The sequence below is a fragment of the Mesorhizobium sp. WSM4842 genome, from assembly GCF_055901575.1.
This window is the reverse complement of the sequence record NZ_CM148372.1, coordinates 5,209,731-5,224,783: the sequence shown is the minus strand read 5'-3', so window position 1 is coordinate 5,224,783 and position 15,053 is coordinate 5,209,731. Positions and strand designations below refer to the sequence as shown.

14 protein-coding genes and 1 pseudogene are annotated in these 15,053 nt (G+C 62.7%); 9 read left to right on the top strand and 6 right to left on the bottom strand.

The genetic code is table 11. The features are described 5' to 3' along the window. Window positions 1–47 precede the first annotated feature (47 nt). Entirely contained in the window at window positions 48–983 is a 936-nt protein-coding gene (locus tag AC0NIE_RS25415) for a bifunctional helix-turn-helix transcriptional regulator/GNAT family N-acetyltransferase (RefSeq protein WP_473489365.1), read from the top strand. Window positions 984–1,306: 323 nt separating this feature from the next. On the opposite strand, the gene AC0NIE_RS25410 is transcribed toward AC0NIE_RS25415, so the two are convergent. Both AC0NIE_RS25410 and AC0NIE_RS25405 read right to left on the bottom strand, forming a co-directional pair. Continuing rightward, window positions 1,307–2,140, bottom strand: a complete 834-nt coding sequence (locus tag AC0NIE_RS25410) for an AraC family transcriptional regulator (RefSeq protein ID WP_473489366.1) — start codon at window positions 2,138–2,140, stop codon at window positions 1,307–1,309. 239 nt (window positions 2,141–2,379) lie between these two features. Further along, entirely contained in the window at window positions 2,380–3,774 is a 1,395-nt protein-coding gene (locus AC0NIE_RS25405) for an FAD-binding oxidoreductase (RefSeq protein WP_473489367.1), read from the bottom strand. Window positions 3,775–3,894: 120 nt separating this feature from the next. On the opposite strand from AC0NIE_RS25405, the gene AC0NIE_RS25400 reads away from it, so the two are divergent. The 4 genes from AC0NIE_RS25400 (at window position 3,895) to AC0NIE_RS25385 (ending at window position 8,240) form a co-directional block, all read left to right on the top strand. Further along, window positions 3,895–4,803 (top strand): LysR substrate-binding domain-containing protein, encoded by a 909-nt coding sequence (locus AC0NIE_RS25400; protein ID WP_473489368.1) that lies wholly within the window; start codon window positions 3,895–3,897, stop codon window positions 4,801–4,803. A gap of 201 nt (window positions 4,804–5,004) precedes the next feature. Further along, on the top strand, window positions 5,005–5,502 hold the full coding sequence (locus AC0NIE_RS25395; RefSeq protein WP_473489369.1) for a MarR family winged helix-turn-helix transcriptional regulator: 498 nt from the start codon (window positions 5,005–5,007) through the stop codon (window positions 5,500–5,502). Next, window positions 5,499–6,677 (top strand): HlyD family secretion protein, encoded by a 1,179-nt coding sequence (locus AC0NIE_RS25390; protein WP_473489370.1) that lies wholly within the window; start codon window positions 5,499–5,501, stop codon window positions 6,675–6,677. The genes AC0NIE_RS25395 and AC0NIE_RS25390 overlap by 4 nt, the downstream gene beginning before the upstream one ends. 27 nt (window positions 6,678–6,704) lie before the next feature. Continuing rightward, window positions 6,705–8,240 carry a DHA2 family efflux MFS transporter permease subunit gene (locus AC0NIE_RS25385; RefSeq protein WP_473489371.1) on the top strand — a complete coding sequence of 512 codons (1,536 nt, stop codon included), beginning with the start codon at window positions 6,705–6,707 and terminating at the stop codon, window positions 8,238–8,240. Between the two features lie 35 nt (window positions 8,241–8,275). On the opposite strand, the gene AC0NIE_RS25380 is transcribed toward AC0NIE_RS25385, so the two are convergent. From AC0NIE_RS25380 to AC0NIE_RS25370, 3 genes are all read right to left on the bottom strand, one after another. After that, a complete protein-coding gene (locus tag AC0NIE_RS25380) occupies window positions 8,276–8,791 on the bottom strand; it encodes a CAP domain-containing protein (protein ID WP_473489372.1) in 516 nt (171 codons plus the stop codon). Further along, complete coding sequence (locus AC0NIE_RS25375) at window positions 8,788–8,919, bottom strand: hypothetical protein (RefSeq protein WP_473489373.1); 132 nt, start codon at window positions 8,917–8,919, stop codon at window positions 8,788–8,790. Before AC0NIE_RS25375 ends, AC0NIE_RS25380 begins: the two co-directional genes overlap by 4 nt. A gap of 144 nt (window positions 8,920–9,063) precedes the next feature. Next, entirely contained in the window at window positions 9,064–10,983 is a 1,920-nt protein-coding gene (locus tag AC0NIE_RS25370) for an adenylate/guanylate cyclase domain-containing protein (protein WP_473489374.1), read from the bottom strand. A gap of 417 nt (window positions 10,984–11,400) precedes the next feature. Here AC0NIE_RS25370 and AC0NIE_RS25365 point away from each other — a divergent pair. Both AC0NIE_RS25365 and fixJ read left to right on the top strand, forming a co-directional pair. After that, window positions 11,401–11,637: pseudogene (locus AC0NIE_RS25365) on the top strand (ATP-binding protein); the annotation flags it as partial. Between the two features lie 42 nt (window positions 11,638–11,679). After that, a complete protein-coding gene (gene fixJ, locus AC0NIE_RS25360; protein ID WP_473529893.1) occupies window positions 11,680–12,297 on the top strand; it encodes a response regulator FixJ in 618 nt (205 codons plus the stop codon). A gap of 133 nt (window positions 12,298–12,430) precedes the next feature. On the opposite strand, the gene AC0NIE_RS25355 is transcribed toward fixJ, so the two are convergent. After that, window positions 12,431–12,994, bottom strand: a complete 564-nt coding sequence (locus AC0NIE_RS25355; protein ID WP_473489377.1) for a TetR/AcrR family transcriptional regulator — start codon at window positions 12,992–12,994, stop codon at window positions 12,431–12,433. 110 nt (window positions 12,995–13,104) lie between these two features. On the opposite strand from AC0NIE_RS25355, the gene AC0NIE_RS25350 reads away from it, so the two are divergent. Together AC0NIE_RS25350 and AC0NIE_RS25345 are read left to right on the top strand one after the other, a co-directional pair. Next, window positions 13,105–13,893: an SDR family NAD(P)-dependent oxidoreductase gene (locus AC0NIE_RS25350; protein WP_473489378.1), complete on the top strand. Its 789-nt coding sequence runs from the start codon at window positions 13,105–13,107 to the stop codon at window positions 13,891–13,893. Between the two features lie 61 nt (window positions 13,894–13,954). Beyond that, window positions 13,955–15,049: an alkene reductase gene (locus tag AC0NIE_RS25345; RefSeq protein ID WP_473489379.1), complete on the top strand. Its 1,095-nt coding sequence runs from the start codon at window positions 13,955–13,957 to the stop codon at window positions 15,047–15,049. The last annotated feature ends 4 nt before the right edge of the window (window positions 15,050–15,053 follow it).

Genomic DNA, 15,053 nt, shown 5'->3' with positions numbered 1-15,053 from the left:
TGACTGAGTCAAATAAGTGGTTGATCTTGTGCGGGCAGGAGGATGCCATGACGATTCATCATCAACCCGGCAAGGGGCGGATCGATGCGGTGCGGGGCTTCAACCGCTTCTACACCCGCCAGATCGGCCTGCTCGACGAAGGACTGCTGAACAGCGCCTTCTCGCTGACTGAGGCTCGGGTGCTTTACGAACTGGCGCATCGCGATGGCCTGACCGCCACCGATCTTGCGCGCCATCTCGGTCTCGACCCCGGCTATCTCAGCCGGTTGTTGAAAAAGTTCGAGGAGCGCGGCCTGGTCGAGCGCGCCGCGACGCAAGCCGATGCGCGGCGCTCGTCGATCGCGCTGACGCCGGCGGGAAGGGCGGCCTTCGCGCCGCTGAACCAGGGTTCGCACGATCAGGTCGCGGCCTTGCTCGACCGGCTTCCCGCTCAAGAACAGGACAGGCTGGTCAAGGCGATGCAGACGGTGCAGCGCCTGCTGGGCGATGGCACGGAGCCCAAGGTCCCCTACATGCTGCGGCCTTTGCAGGTCGGCGACATCGGCTGGATCATCCATCGCCAGGGCCTACTCTACGCGCAGGAATATGGCTGGGACGAAACCTACGAGGCGCTGGTCGCCGAAATCCTCGGCGCCTTCGTCACATCCTTCGATCCGAAATGGGAACGCAGTTGGATCGCCGAGCGGGAAGGGGATGTCGTCGGCTCGGTCTTTGTCGTGCGCCAGTCGGACGCGGTGGCGAAGCTGCGCCTGCTCTATGTCGAACCCTCGGCGCGCGGTCTCGGCATCGGCAGGCGGCTGGTCGAGGAATGCATCGGCTTTGCCCGTGCCAAGGGCTACAAGACGTTGACGCTGTGGACCAACGACGTGCTCACCTCAGCGCGCCGCATCTACGAGGCGGCCGGCTTCAAGCTGGCCGACGAAGAGCGCCACCACGCCTTCGGCAAGGATCTGGTCGGCCAGAACTGGAACCTGGAGCTGTAGCGTCTTTCCCTTCTCCCCTTGTGGCAGCAGCTGGAAAGCCGAGGCTTTCGCTCTACGATGGACCCCCACCCCTAGCCCCTCCCCACAAGGGGGAGGGAGACTTCCGTTGGCGCTGACCTCGGCAAATTGCCTGCCTTTCGGCGCCAAAGGGGAAGTAAAGGCGCGCGGCAGCGTTCCCTCCCCTTGTGGGGAGGGTTAGGGTGGGGGTCCATCTTCGTAAGAATCCAAATGCGATTGCCCTGCCCAGCAAGGGGAGAAGGCAAGATAAGGCGGAGCCGGTTTTCGACACTAGTCTCCAACACAAGTTGAAAACTGGCCCTTCCTCATGCCTTGACTGGTATCCAGATTTCCAGCCCGCCATTGCCGCTGCGCGGATCGAATTCGGGGCCGTAGCGTTCGAATTCGGGCGCATCGGCGACCTCGTGCCCGGAGGCCGGCAGCCATTTGTTCCAGATCGTGTTGACCGTACGGCGGATGGTCGAGATGTGGTCACGATGGGCGAACACGGCGTATTTCTGCGCCGGCACGCGCACGCGCGAAAACGCCCTCGGCAGGTCAGAAAAATCGGACACCTCGACGCCGGCGATATAGTCGAAATTGCCTGGATCGTCGCCGTTGACGCAGACGCCATAGGCGACGTCGCCGACCTCGCCGGGAATATTGCCGATATAGGGGCCGAACCGCTGCCATTGCATCGGGATGCCGGCGCTGGTTTCGCAGCTGTAGCGTTCGCCGAGACCGGCGATGAGAAACGGCCGGCTGGTCTCAAAACGCGGCGGCTCGAGATTGGTGAGGAAGGACTGGTCCATCAGAATCGGCTCCACGAGATCGAGGTTGTCGAGCGAGCCTTGCGCGCGCACCAGTTCCGGCGTGGTGCCGAACTGGTCGCGGAAGGCGCGGGTGAAGGCCTCATGCGAGGCGTAGCCGGCGTCGAGCGCCACTGAGAGGATGTCGGGTGCGCCGGCGGCGAGCTTGCGCGCCGCTTCGGTCAGCCGGCGAGAACGGACGTAGCCCATCACCGAACGGCCGGTCGCCGCGCCGAAAGCCCGCGTCACGTGAAAACGCGACACGCCGCTGCTCTTGGCGACATCGTCGAGCGAGACGGATTCCGGCAGATGGCTTTCGACGAACCACAGCGCTTTCTCGGTCGGGTTCATATGGCTCTCCGCGTCTCGCGATTGGCGCAGCCATGGTGCCGCTTCCTTGCAGGACCAGTTTGATCGAAATTGCGCCCGGCGCAAAATTGAAACGATGATGATCGTCAGCGCTGCCGGCGTTGAATTGAAGTTGTAGTTGATGAAGTCGGGCGTGTTGCCAAAGCGTGTCGCCTTGTCGATCGGGTTACCAATCGACGTGCTAAGTCCGCTTTCGGACCCGACGCCGCGGCGGAAATCGCTCAGATCGTCGGCCTGATGTTCTGATTCAAACGGAAGAAATTGGTAGGATCATACTTGTTTTTTAAAGCAACCAATCTCGGGTAGTTCTCGCCATAAGCTGCCAGAACCCGGTCCGTGCCCTCTTCGCCGAGATTGTTAGCATAGACGCCGCCGGTCGAGAACGGTCTCATTGCATCCCATAGGTCACGCGCCCATCGGATGTGCATTTTGTCATCAGCCGGATTATCCCAGATCGATATCGGGAAGCAATCGTAAAGCGCATCTCTGTTGGCGTAGGGAGTTTCGCCTATTGGCACACGCGAGATTGCGCCGCCAACCTGCTGCAGGACAAGAAGCGACTCGCTGGGTGCGGTCGCGTAAGCTGAGAGCATTGTGTCGATTGCCTGGTCTGAAATTTCGCGCATGAACTGCGCCTTCCAGTAGTAGCGCCGCCCGCGCGGAAAGATGCTGTCTCCGGCCGACTGGATTTGAAGATACGGGACGGGAGCAATCCGGTCTTCAACCGGCGTGCCGTATTCTCTCAACGGTTGGACGATTTGCTCGCCCTCGCCAAGCGGGCCGATGTAACACGCCGAGATGCTGAAGAAACGTTCACCTGAGGGCGCAGTCACAAGCGCCGCGTCCAGGCTCAGCTCATCGGGAGCCTTGCTCGAAAACGTGCGGTAGAACCGCATTGCTTCGCGCGCATGTTCGTAGCGGTGCAGAACTGACCCCGCGATGAGAAGGGGACCCACGGGATGAAGCCTGTATTCGAAGGCTGTAACGATTCCGAAATTGCCGCCGCCGCCCCGAATGCCCCAGAAAAGATCCGCGTTTTCAGCCGCGTTTGCCTTGAGCAGCCGGCCGTCCGCCGTCACGATTTCGACTGCTATGAGATTGTCGCAGCTCAGTCCATGTTTGCGGCCAAGCTTGCCGAACCCGCCGCCGAGCGTCAGTCCGGCTACGCCTGTATCGGCGTTGACACCCATGGTCGTCGCGAGACCATGAGCCTGCGTGGCCGCGTCGAACTCTCCCAAGTTCAAGCCGGCCTCTACGCGCGCAACGCGATGAACGGGATCGACCTCAATCCGCTTCATGCGCGACACATCGATCACCATGCCGCCATCGCACACCGAACTGCCGGCGACGTTGTGACCACCGCCGCGAACGGCGACGAGAATGTCTTGTGATCGGGTGAAGTTGATGGCCGTGACGACGTCGTTGGATTCGGCACAGTAGAAGACCGCCGCCGGCCTCTTGTCGACCATTCCATTCCAGACTCTGCGTGCCTGGTCGTAGCCTGGATCGCCCGAAAGGACCAGATCGCCACGAATGATCTGTCGGAGCCGCGCGATATCCGACGCCTTCAGGGCTGACCCGGTTCCGGGATCCTCCGCAAGCTTGAGCGTGCTCATCGAGGGGGTTCCCTTCGTGATCCGAGGACAGACTGTATGCAATAATCTCATGGGCCTTCATCCGCCGCAAAGTCGAATATCTCAGTCGCTAGATGAGTTGGATTCATCTAAACTGCATGAATGAGAAGACTTCCGCCGCTCGGATCCCTTCGCGCCTTCGAGGCTGCTGCCAGGCGCATGAGTTTCAGGGAGGCCGCGATCGAACTCGGCGTGACGCCCACGGCCATCAGCCACCAGATTCGGTTGCTCGAGGGCATCTGCGGACAACCCCTGTTTCGGCGGCGCCCACGGCCGCTTGTGCTTACGGACGTGGGCGAACGGCTGTTCCCGGTCATTCGCAACGGCTTCGACGCCTTTGCCACCGCAATTGCGTCAGCTTCGGCCGGCGTCGGCCAACGCCCGCTACGGGTGACAAGCCCGAATGCATTTGCCAGCCGGTGGCTGGTACCGCGTCTGCCAAAATGGCGGGAAGAGTACCCGAAGATCCCTCTGGAGATTATCGGAACCGACTCGGTGTTGGACCTGCGCGCCGGCAATGCCGATGTCGCGATCCGCTACGCGCGCAGGATGCCTCAGGACCTTGCCGCCCAGGAAATTTTTCGGGACACGTTCTTTCCGGTGTGCAGCCCTGATTTGCTCGCCAAGGGCACCCGACAGATCGAGCGGGCCGCCGATGTGCTGCAATATCCGCTCATCCATTTTGATTGGATGAACCGTGATCGCGAAGCGCCTACCTGGTCGCGATGGCTGGCGGCGGCACGCTCTGTCGATCCTGGCATCCCGGATACCAACAAAGCGTGGGACCTAAGCTTTCGCGAAGAATTGCATGCGATCGACGCGGTCGTGGCAGGCCAGGGTATCGCTATCTGCAGCGACGTGGTCGTCAGCCGCGAACTCAAAAGTGGAGCGCTGGTCAAGGCACACGATCTCTCTCTGCCAGGCTACGGCTTCTATCTCGTCTACGTCTCTAACCACCCCTTGCAGCCGCACATCGAGGCCTTTTCTGCCTGGATGGGATCGTTGGTGTAGAATTAGCTCAAGCATGATTATCAGGTTCGATGGGTGGTCCGGTGTCGGTGCAAGGCAGAAGCCGATGGGAACGCGGCTTCCTTCATTGCTATTCAGCAATCGCTGACCATGACCGCATTGCATAACTGTCATCCCAGTTTGCCGGCTTCTGGCACAATGCGGCTCCTTGAATGGTGAGCACGCTTATAATATATGCCGCTCATGGCTTCCGACGGCATCGACAGATTGGGCTTTTTGATCCACGACGTGCAGCGCCTGATGCGCAAGCGCTTCGAGGCGAGGGCCAGCGGGCTCGGCCTTTCCTCGGCGCAATGGCGGCTTATGGTCCGCGTCGCCAAGGAAGAAGGCATCACGCAAGCGCGGCTCGCCGAACTTCTCGAGATCGAGCCGATCAGCGTGTCGCGCCTGGTCGACCGCATGGAGGAGAGCGGCTGGATCGAGCGCCGTTCCGACGCCGCCGACCGCCGCGTTCGCATGATCTTCCCGACCGCCAAGGCGAGCGAGGCCTACGCCGAGATCAAGAGCCTTGCTGGCGAAGTCTATGAAGAATCGCTGACCGGCGTGTCGCCGCAAGATCGCCGTGTCCTGATCAAGGCACTCGAGGCGATGGCCAAGAACCTGGCGGATGGCGAGACGGCGCCTGGCGAAAAAGTCGAGAGTGGCGAAAAAGTCGAGAGTGCAGAAGGCGCAGCAGCATGAACGCGGTAGCCAAGGTAGATGAGAATGCGACCAAGCTGGAGATGGAAGCTCCTGTGCAGCCGGCGGCAGCCCCGGTTACGGTCGCTCCGCAGGTAGAACCGGCGCCGGTGGCGCCGAAGAAGAAGCGCCGTGCCGGCCGCTTCCTTTTGATGTTTGCGCTCCCCGTGGCACTGATCGCTGGCGGCAGCTACGTCTGGGTGACCGGCGGCCGTTACCAGGAGACCGAGAACGCCAATCTGCAGCAGGCCAAGGTTTCGATCGCCGCCGATACGGCGGGCCGCATCGTTCAGGTCGACATTTTCGACGATCAGTCCGTCAAGCAGGGCGACGTGCTGTTCGCCATCGATCCCGAGCCCTACCGGATCGCATTGGCGCAAGCCGACGCGGCGGTGGCCGGCGCGCGCCTCAATGTCGAGCAGCTGCGCGCGGCCTACAGCCAGGCGGTAGCGCAGGAGAAGTCCGACGCCAGCCAGGTCGGCTACGCGCAGTCGCAATACGACCGGGCCGCCGACCTTGCCCGCAAGGGCATCAACGCCGAGTCGTCGCTGGACGAGGCCAGGAACGATCTCGACAAGGCCAAGCAGCAAATGGCGGTGGCTCAGCAGGGCATCCTCAGCGCCGAGGCGGGCCTTGGCGGCAATCCCGATATCGAGACCGACAAGCATCCGACCGTGATGGCGGCGCTCGCCGCGCGCGACAAGGCTGCCTACGATTTGGCGCAGACTACGGTCAGGGCGCCGGCCGACGGCATCATCAGCCAGGCTGCCTCGTTCAAGGTCGGCCAGTATGTCGGCTCGGGTACGCCGCTGTTTTCGCTGGTCGAGACCGGCGATACCTGGATCGATGCCAATTTCAAGGAAACCCAGCTCACCCATATGAAGCCGGGCCAGAAGGCTGAAATCGTCGTCGATACCTATCCGGGCAAGACGTTCGAAGCCACGGTCGAGGCGATTGGCGCCGGCACCGGGGCCGAGTTCTCGCTGTTGCCCGCTCAGAACGCCACCGGCAACTGGGTCAAGGTCACCCAGCGCATTCCGGTGCGCCTGGAACTGGCCGATGCCGGCGCCAAGATGGTGCTGCGCACCGGCATGAGCGCGACGGTTACGGTGGACACCGGCGTTTCCCGCGGCTTTCCGAGCATCTTCGGCCACGCCACGGCGGGTGAGGCGCAATAGACCACCTCGTTCCATAAGTTCCACATCATGAGCACGCCAGAACCCTTTCGCGAAGTGCCGCATCGCGGCCTGATCACCGTGGCACTGATGCTGGCGACGATCATGCAGGCGCTCGACACCACGATCGCCAACGTCGCTCTGCCGACCATGACCGGCGACCTCGGCGCCTCCCCCGACAACATCAACTGGGTGCTGACCTCCTACATCGTTGCCGCGGCGATCATGACGCCGGTGACCGGCTGGCTGGCCGACCGCTTTGGCCGCAAGGAGCTGTTCCTGACGGCGGTGGTCGGTTTCACCATCTTCTCCATGCTGTGCGGTCTGGCATGGAGCCTTGAAACCATGGTGCTGTTCCGTCTCATGCAAGGTGTATTCGGCGCGGCGATCGTGCCGCTGTCGCAGACCTTCCTGCTCGACATCAATCCGAGGGAACGCCACGGCCAGGCGATGGCTATCTGGGGCGCCGGCATCATGCTGGGACCGATCCTTGGCCCGACTCTGGGTGGCTGGTTGACCGAGAATTTCAACTGGCGCTGGGTGTTCTTCATCAACCTGCCGGTCGGCATCATCGCCTTTCTCGGCATGGCCGCCTACTTGCCGGCCGTTGCAAGGCGGATACGCAGCTTCGATTTCTTCGGCTTCGCCATGCTCTCGCTTGGTGTCGGCGCGCTTCAGCTGATGCTTGATCGCGGCGGCGAGGTCGACTGGTTTTCCTCGGTCGAGATATGGATCGAACTCGGTCTTTCCATCACCGGCTTCTGGGTGTTCATCATTCACACCTTGACGGCGGAGCAGCCCTTCATCGACCCGAAGATATTCCTCGACCGCAATTTTGTGACCGGACTGGCATTCATCTTTGTCATGGGCGTGCTCATTCTGGCGAGCATGGCGCTGCTGCCGCCAATGCTGTCGACCATCTTCGGCTATCCGACCCTCACCATCGGCATCGTCTTGGGGCCACGCGGCGTCGGCACGATGATTGCCATGCTCGTCGTCGGCCGCATCATGCACAAGGTCGATGCCCGAATTCTCGTCGTCATCGGCTTCCTGCTGACCGCGCAATCGCTCCACACCATGTCTAGCTTTTCACCGCAGATGGACAACTGGCTCATCCTCAGCTCCGGCGTCATCCAGGGCCTTGGAATGGGAATGGTGTTCGTGCCGCTGTCGACCGTGGCCTTCGCCACGCTGGACGCACGCTTCCGCACCGATGCCACGGCGTTATTCAGCCTGGTGCGCAATCTTGGCTCGTCGATCGGCGTATCGGTGGTGACGGTTCTGCTGGTACGCAACACGCAGGTCAACCATGCCGAGCTCTCGGCCTACATCAATCCGTTCAATCCCAACCTCTGGGCGGCGTCACCGGCAGCGGCGGGCGGCGATCCGACGGCGCTTTCCCGGGTGGACGGCATGGTCAATATCCAAGCGATGATGATCTCTTACATCAATGACTTCAAGCTGCTGATGATGATGACGCTGATTGCCATCCCGTTCGTTTTTCTGCTGCGCAAGCCAAAGGCTGGTCCGACCACCGGCGGGGCGCCCGCCGCGCATATGGACTGATGAGTAGGGATTGGTCGACGTTCCGGTCACCCCTTCTATTTGCCCAGAACAAGGCTCCAGTAGCGCAGCGAGCTGTCGCGGCCGTCCCGCACATAGGCCAGACCAAAGCGGGTGAAGCGCGGGTCGAGCATGTTGCGGCGGTGGCCGGCCGAGTGCATCCAGATGTCGAACAGCTTCCGCTGATCGAAACGGCCCTCGGCGATGTTTTCGGCGGCAGCACCGGCAATACCGTTGCCCTTGACGCGCGAGGCAAATCCCTTGCTCCAGCCGGTGGAGTGGGTCATGCGGCCGCCGCGCGCCATATAGCCGGACTGCTGCAGGGCTGCCTGTTCGAGTTGAGGGTCGGGGACAAGCGGTTCGAGACCGGCTGAGGCGCGGATGCCCGCCAGTGTGCCGACGGCGGAGGCGGAGACCCCGGCGCCTTCGCCGGTGGGCAGCACAGTGGCGCAAGCGGCAAGCCCGGCCAGCGCGGCAAGGCCGGCAGCTCTAAGCAGCATTCGCCTGTTTAAGCTTGATCGGACTTCGGAATTTTCGATTTTGGCAGCGGTCATGCCCGCCTGACATAGCGGTGATCATGGCTTTTGCCGGGCAGGTGCTCAAGAATCTCGCTCGCCGCGGTTCGTCGCCCGGTGGTGAAATCTGACGCGTGGTGCCGCGACGGAATATCGGTTTGGCCCATCGGTGACCTCCACCGGTGCGCGCTGCGAATGACTGCTTCGCTTCACCATGTCGGCCGTTCAGGCAAACGTTACCTTCGCCTCGAAGCGGACATTCCGGCTGGCATGGTCAAAGGTGACGCCGTTTGACATTCCTGCGACGCAGCCTAGTTGGCGGTCCCTTTCTCGCATTCCGGCAACCGCTGAGGCTTGGCGAACTTCGCCAGCGCCTCGGGGCTCGCACAGGCCGGGAAGCCGGCCTTGCGCATTGTCTCGAGGAAGCGCTGGTGCTCGGCGTCGCTGTAGCCCGGCTCGTTGGCCATGGCTTCGATGGTCAGGTCCGGTAAGCGTTTGAGCGCCTCTGCGACACAGGCTTTTGTGTCTTCCGTTCGACCAAGCGCGGCGAAGGAACCGCACCGCATCGACCACTTGGAGAGGTTGTAGGTTTCTGGTGTCATGCGCGCCTGCATCTTCAGCGCATCTTCATAGCGGCCGGCCATGAAGTATGCATAGGAGAAGCTGCCTGTGGCCCACAATGGGTAGTTCGGATCGAGTCGGATCACCTGGTCGACCAGTTCCACGCCGCGTTCGGGTTCCCCGAAGGTTGACGCCCAGCCGACATAGAAGGTCAGGATTTCAGCTGAACCCGGAGCCATACGCAAGGCGGTGTCCAACTCGACCTTGGCCCGCGCCAGGTCGCCCCTTTCGCCAAAACTCATGCCGAGCACGGCGTGCGCCTCGGCGTCGCTCGGATCAAGCCTGACGGCGCGCTCGGCCGCTTCGACAGCCGCCTTCCGCTCGCTCTCAGGGCTGACCCCGAAGCTCGCCAAAAGACTGTGCGAATGATAAAGCTCGACCCAGGCGCGGGCGAGGCCGGGGTCCAGATCGACGGCGCGGGTAAGCAAATGAATGGCCTCTTCGAGATCGGCTTTGGTGATTTGCTCGAGCTTCTCGGTGCCGAGTAGATAATACTCATACGCGTTCAGGTTTTCCGGCCGCTTGCGTTTGGCCGCTGTCCGCCCGGTCTCCTGGATCAGGCCAGCGCCGCCGCCGAGCCGGTTGGTGACCTGTTCGGCGATCTCGGTTTGGACAGCGAACACGTCTTCATCCGGCCGATCCCAACGCTCCGACCACAGATGCTTGCCGGATGCCGCCTCGATCAGCTGCGCATTGATCCGCACGCGGCTGCCCTGGCGCTGGATGGAACCTTCGAGCACATATCCGACGTATAGCGATGCTGCGACCTGGCGGACGTCCACCGGCTTACCCTTGTAGGCTTCGGTGGAATTGCGGGCGACGACCTCGAATTCGGGGAAACGCGCGAGGTCGGTGATGATGTCCTCGGTGAGGCCGTCGGCGAGGCGCCCGGTGGCCTCGTCGCCGCCATAATTGCTGAAAGGCAGAACCGCAATGGACGGCTTGCCGATGGCAGTATCAACCGGCCGCAGCCACCACCACGCTCCAGTAGCCGCAAACGCAAGCAAAACAAGGGATGCAGCCGCCATCGGCAGAAAGCGCCGGATGTGGCGAGTGCGCAGGCTCCAGCCGCGCTTTGCCCCTTGCATTCTGACGCTGTAGGTGCGAACCGGCTCGGCGATATTCTTGACCTTTTGAGCGCCGGCAAAGTCAATTGGCAGGCTGAGCTTGCCTTTCATGTGGTCGTAGGCGGTTCCTGAGATGAGCACGCCGCCCGGCGGGCAAAGCTGCTCAAGGCGCGCCGCCACGTTCACCCCGTCGCCGAAGAGATCATCACCTTCGACCACCACGTCGCCGAGATTAATGCCGATACGAAATACTATGCGGCGCTCGGCAGGAGCCTCGCTCTGATGCGCGGCGACTCTGGTCTGAATGGCCACAGCGCAAGCAACGGCATCGACGACGGAGTGGAACTCAGCCAAGGCGCCATCGCCCATGAGCTTAACGACACGTCCGTTATGCTCGTTGAGCAGTGGATCGATCACCTCCGCCCGGAGCGCCTTGATCGCTGCGAGCGTCGCCGCCTCGTCGGTTTCCATGAGGCGCGAGTAGCCGACGATGTCGGCGGCCATGATGGCCGCCAGCCGCCGCTCCGTTCGAGTGGTCACCACGCTGGCGTGCTCCCACAGCCAGAGCTGTGCTCTCGCATCTGGCTCGCTTCAATCCTTTCAGGTCTCGACTCAAATCGCAAGGCGAATGGGCTACGCGTTTGCCAGCTTCTGCGATGGCACGCTGCTCACGGCTCTCGTCCGCGCCTTCCGTCGGAAGAACATGATGGACAAACGGCCGCGTTGGCTCGATCAGCGAACTGGCCAGGGCAGAGAAGCTCAAGACCTCCTACGTCGCGTAGTTCCTACGCCCTGCGCTGCTCGAGCCCGACGTTGTTGAGGCGATTCTCGATGGTCGGCAGCCACCTACTGCAGCTTCAGCGGCTCATGCGCGGGTTTCCGATCGAGTGGACGGAGGCAGGTAAGCCGTCTCACGTTGAACCCCGATTTGACCCGTAGCTGAGTTGCGCGCTCCGCAAGATGGAGGGCAACTTTGCGCCGATTCTGGTCATTTCGCCGACCCCTCCCGTCCTCCAGAAGCGGACATCGCTGGTTCAACGCCCCGGGCATCGATCCGGCGGTGCAAAACCGGCTTTCCAGCCCTTCATGACGACCAAGAAGCACGGCATGGGAGTGGGCCTGTCGATCTGCAGGACGATTGTCGAATCCCACGGCGGCAAGATCTGGGCCGAGTCTGCCCCAGGACAGGGAACCACGTTCGGCTTCACCTCCGGTCCGTGGAGCGAGAGGAGCTTTCCGATGCAGGCTGAAGCCGTGGTGCATGTGGTCGATGACGATCTGGCTGTCCGTCAGTCGCTGGCATTCCTGCTCGCGTCGGACGGCCTTGCGGTCAGGCTGCACGAATCCGCCTCCGCCTTCCTGGAAGACGTGGAGGGCTCGGCGTCCGGCTGCGTCGTTACCGACGTGCGGATGCCGGGCATCGATGGCATCGAATTCCTGCGTCGCCTGAAGGCTCGTGGCTCGCTTCTCCCTGTGATCGTGATGACGGGCCACGCCGACGTGCCCATGGCGGTCGAGGCAATGAAGGAGGGCGCGATCGATTTCATCGAGAAGCCGTTCGATGACGACCTGCTCATCGCGACGATCCGCTCCGCGCTTGGCCGCCGGACGAAGACCATCCAGGACGGCGCACACGTCAGGGAGGCGGCGAGCCGGGTAGGATCGCTCACAGAACGCGAACGCCAGGTCCTGGACCTGCTCGTCGACGGCAAGGCGAACAAGGCGATCGCGCACGAACTCGGCATCAGCCCGCGAACGGTCGAAATCTACAGGGCCAATGTCATGTCGAAGATGCAGGCGAAGAGCCTGTCCGAGCTCGTCCGGCTGGCGTTGTTGGCCGACCGCTCCGCTCAGTAGGGCCAGGTTCTGTGCGTCTTCGCCTGCGCAAGGATGCTGAGGCGCTGATGCCCGCCAGCGTGCCGGCGGCGGAGGCCGAGACACCGGCGCCTTCGGCGGGCAGTACGGTGGCGCAAGCCCGGCCGCAGACCGCCTATCTGGCAGACACTTGGCTGATCCCGGCATCGATCCAGGCATGCGTCTGTTCCAGAACTTCATCCGAAAGCGCGGGATCGTCGATAGCCCGGGCGAGGATCACTGCCCCCACCATCGCTGCCCAGCATCCGATCGCTGCGCGGCGTCTGCCTGCCGGATCCAACTCCGGCAGCGCCTTGCCGATACGGTCGATCTGCGATCGAAGGCCTTCCGTCATGGCCGAGCGTGCAGCCGGGGTCTGATGGCGAATGGCCGCGGCAAGGCCTGCCGTCGGGCAACCACCAGCGGCGTTGTCGCGATGACGGGGCGAAAGATAGGCGTCTACATAAGCGCGAAGATCGGCCCCTGCGCTTGAGTCCGCGGCGAGGACATGGGCAAGGGTCTGCGCGATCAGGTCGTCCTTTGAGCTGAAATGGCCATAGAAGCCGCCATGGGTGAGTCCGGCGGCTTTCATCACCTCCGCCACGCTGACCGCGTCGAAGCCCTTGTCGCGAAACAGCCGGCCGGCAACATCCAGAATTCGGCGACGGTTCTCCGCCATCTGTTCTCGACTGACCTTCATTTCAAAATTCTCCGCCGGCCCCGTTGACATTTACATGATGGCTATCATATTAAACAGCAATCATGATGATCGTCATGAATATAGAGTCCATCAGAGAAAAGAGCAATGCCATGACCACCATTCCGTCAGTCCTCATAACCGGTGCCTCCACCGGCATCGGAGCCGCATATGCCGAGCGCTTCGCGCGCCGCGGGCACGACCTCGTGCTGGTTGCCCGTGATATGGCACGAATGGAGGCTCTGGCGGCCAGTCTGCGTCAGGAAAATGGCGTGGCGCTCGACATCATCCAGGCTGATCTTACGCAGCCTGCCGAGCTTGCAACGGTAGAGACGAGGCTGCGCGATGACGCCCGCATCGGGATCCTCGTCAACAATGCCGGAACGGCCATCGGCGGAAGCTTTATCGAGCAGAGCACCGATGACGTCGCGCGGCTGGTTGCGCTCAACACGACCGCGCTTCTGCGGCTAGCCAGCGCCATCGCCCCGCGTCTTGCGGCGGCCGGCGAAGGGGCGATCGTCAACATCGGCTCGGTGGTCGGCCTGGCGCCGGAGTTCGGCATGACGGTCTACGGCGCAACCAAAGCCTTCGTGCTGTTTCTGTCGCAGGGACTCAGCCTCGAGCTCGCGCCGAAGGGTGTCTACGTCCAGGCCGTGCTTCCCGCCACGACGCGAACGGAGATCTGGGAACATGTCGGCGCCGACGTCAACACGCTTTCCAACGTGATGGAGGTGGACGATCTGGTGGATGCGGCGCTGGTCGGCTTCGACCGCCGCGAACTGGTGACCATCCCGCCGCTACCCGATGCCGGGCAGTGGGACGCGCTTCAGGCCGCGCGCCAGGCCATGCTTCCGAACTATCGGAACGAACATCCCGCCAAGCGGTACCGCACGGTCGCCTGAGCATGAACGAAGCCATTTCGATAAGCGACCCCGCCGCGGCGGGGACAAACAAAGGTGACCTATGACGAGCACAACGCTGTTTGAGCCCTATACTCTCGGCTCGCTCACTCTCTCCAATCGTATCGTCATGGCGCCGCTGACGCGCAATCGCGCTGGCCCGGGCTTCGTTCCAGGCGATCTCGCCGCGCAGTATTACGGCCAGCGCGCGTCGGCCGGCCTGCTGATTTCCGAGGCCACGCAGATCTCGCAGCAGGGACAGGGCTATCAGGACACGCCCGGCATCTACTCCCAGGCGCAGATCGACGGCTGGCGCAAGGTCACCCACGCCGTGCACACCAAGGGTGGCCGGATCTTCCTGCAGCTCTGGCATGTCGGCCGCGTCTCACATGTCGACCTGCAGGAGCATGGCGCCGCGCCCGTCGCGCCCTCGGCGATCCGGGCCGCGACCAAGACATTCGTCAGCAACGGCTTTGTCGACGTTTCGGAGCCCCGCGCGCTCGAGCTCGACGAGCTTCCGGGGATCGTCAACGATTTCAGGCAAGCAGCCGCGAACGCCATCGAGGCCGGCTTCGATGGCGTCGAGATTCACGGCGCCAACGGCTATCTGCTGGACCAGTTCGCCAAGGACAGCGCTAATGTCCGCACCGATGCTTATGGCGGATCGGTCGAGAACCGCGCCCGGCTGATGCTGGAGGTTGCGACTGCGGTGGTCGAGGAGATCGGCGCTGAGCGCACCGGCATCCGGATTTCGCCCATTTCGCCCGCCAACGGTGTCTCGAGCGGCGCCCCCCAGGCGCAGTTCGACTACATCGTCGATCAACTCGACGCCTTGGGCATCGTCTACATCCATGTCGTCGAGGGCGCCACGGGCGGACCGCGCGATGTCGCGCCCTTCGACTTCGGATCGCTCCGCCGGCGCTTCAACAACACCTATATCGCCAACAACGGCTATGACCTCGAACTCGCGGCGTCGCAGCTCGCCGACGGCAAGGCGGACCTGTTCGCCTTCGGACGCCCATTCATCGCCAATCCCGACCTTGTGGAACGGCTGAAGACGCGCGCGCCGCTGGCGGAGTTCAACCCGGCGACGCTCTATGGCGGCGGCTCCGCCGGCTATACCGACTATCCCGCGATCACCGCCTCAAGCCACCCATGAGCCA

Excerpts from the sequence above, each read along its gene's own strand:
- AC0NIE_RS25410 (WP_473489366.1), bottom strand. The coding sequence starts at position 2,140 with ATGAACCCGACCGAGAAAGCGCTGTGGTTCGTCGAAAGCCATCTGCCG.
- AC0NIE_RS25385 (WP_473489371.1), top strand. The coding sequence starts at position 6,705 with ATGAGCACGCCAGAACCCTTTCGCGAAGTGCCGCATCGCGGCCTGATC.
- AC0NIE_RS25380 (WP_473489372.1), bottom strand. The coding sequence starts at position 8,791 with ATGACCGCTGCCAAAATCGAAAATTCCGAAGTCCGATCAAGCTTAAAC.
- AC0NIE_RS25355 (WP_473489377.1), bottom strand. The coding sequence starts at position 12,994 with ATGAAGGTCAGTCGAGAACAGATGGCGGAGAACCGTCGCCGAATTCTG.
- AC0NIE_RS25400 (WP_473489368.1), top strand. The coding sequence starts at position 3,895 with ATGAGAAGACTTCCGCCGCTCGGATCCCTTCGCGCCTTCGAGGCTGCT.
- AC0NIE_RS25350 (WP_473489378.1), top strand. The coding sequence starts at position 13,105 with ATGACCACCATTCCGTCAGTCCTCATAACCGGTGCCTCCACCGGCATC.
- fixJ (WP_473529893.1), top strand. The coding sequence starts at position 11,680 with ATGCAGGCTGAAGCCGTGGTGCATGTGGTCGATGACGATCTGGCTGTC.
- AC0NIE_RS25415 (WP_473489365.1), top strand. The coding sequence starts at position 48 with ATGACGATTCATCATCAACCCGGCAAGGGGCGGATCGATGCGGTGCGG.
- AC0NIE_RS25395 (WP_473489369.1), top strand. The coding sequence starts at position 5,005 with ATGGCTTCCGACGGCATCGACAGATTGGGCTTTTTGATCCACGACGTG.
- AC0NIE_RS25375 (WP_473489373.1), bottom strand. The coding sequence starts at position 8,919 with ATGGGCCAAACCGATATTCCGTCGCGGCACCACGCGTCAGATTTCACC.
- AC0NIE_RS25390 (WP_473489370.1), top strand. The coding sequence starts at position 5,499 with ATGAACGCGGTAGCCAAGGTAGATGAGAATGCGACCAAGCTGGAGATG.
- AC0NIE_RS25345 (WP_473489379.1), top strand. The coding sequence starts at position 13,955 with ATGACGAGCACAACGCTGTTTGAGCCCTATACTCTCGGCTCGCTCACT.
- AC0NIE_RS25405 (WP_473489367.1), bottom strand. The coding sequence starts at position 3,774 with ATGAGCACGCTCAAGCTTGCGGAGGATCCCGGAACCGGGTCAGCCCTG.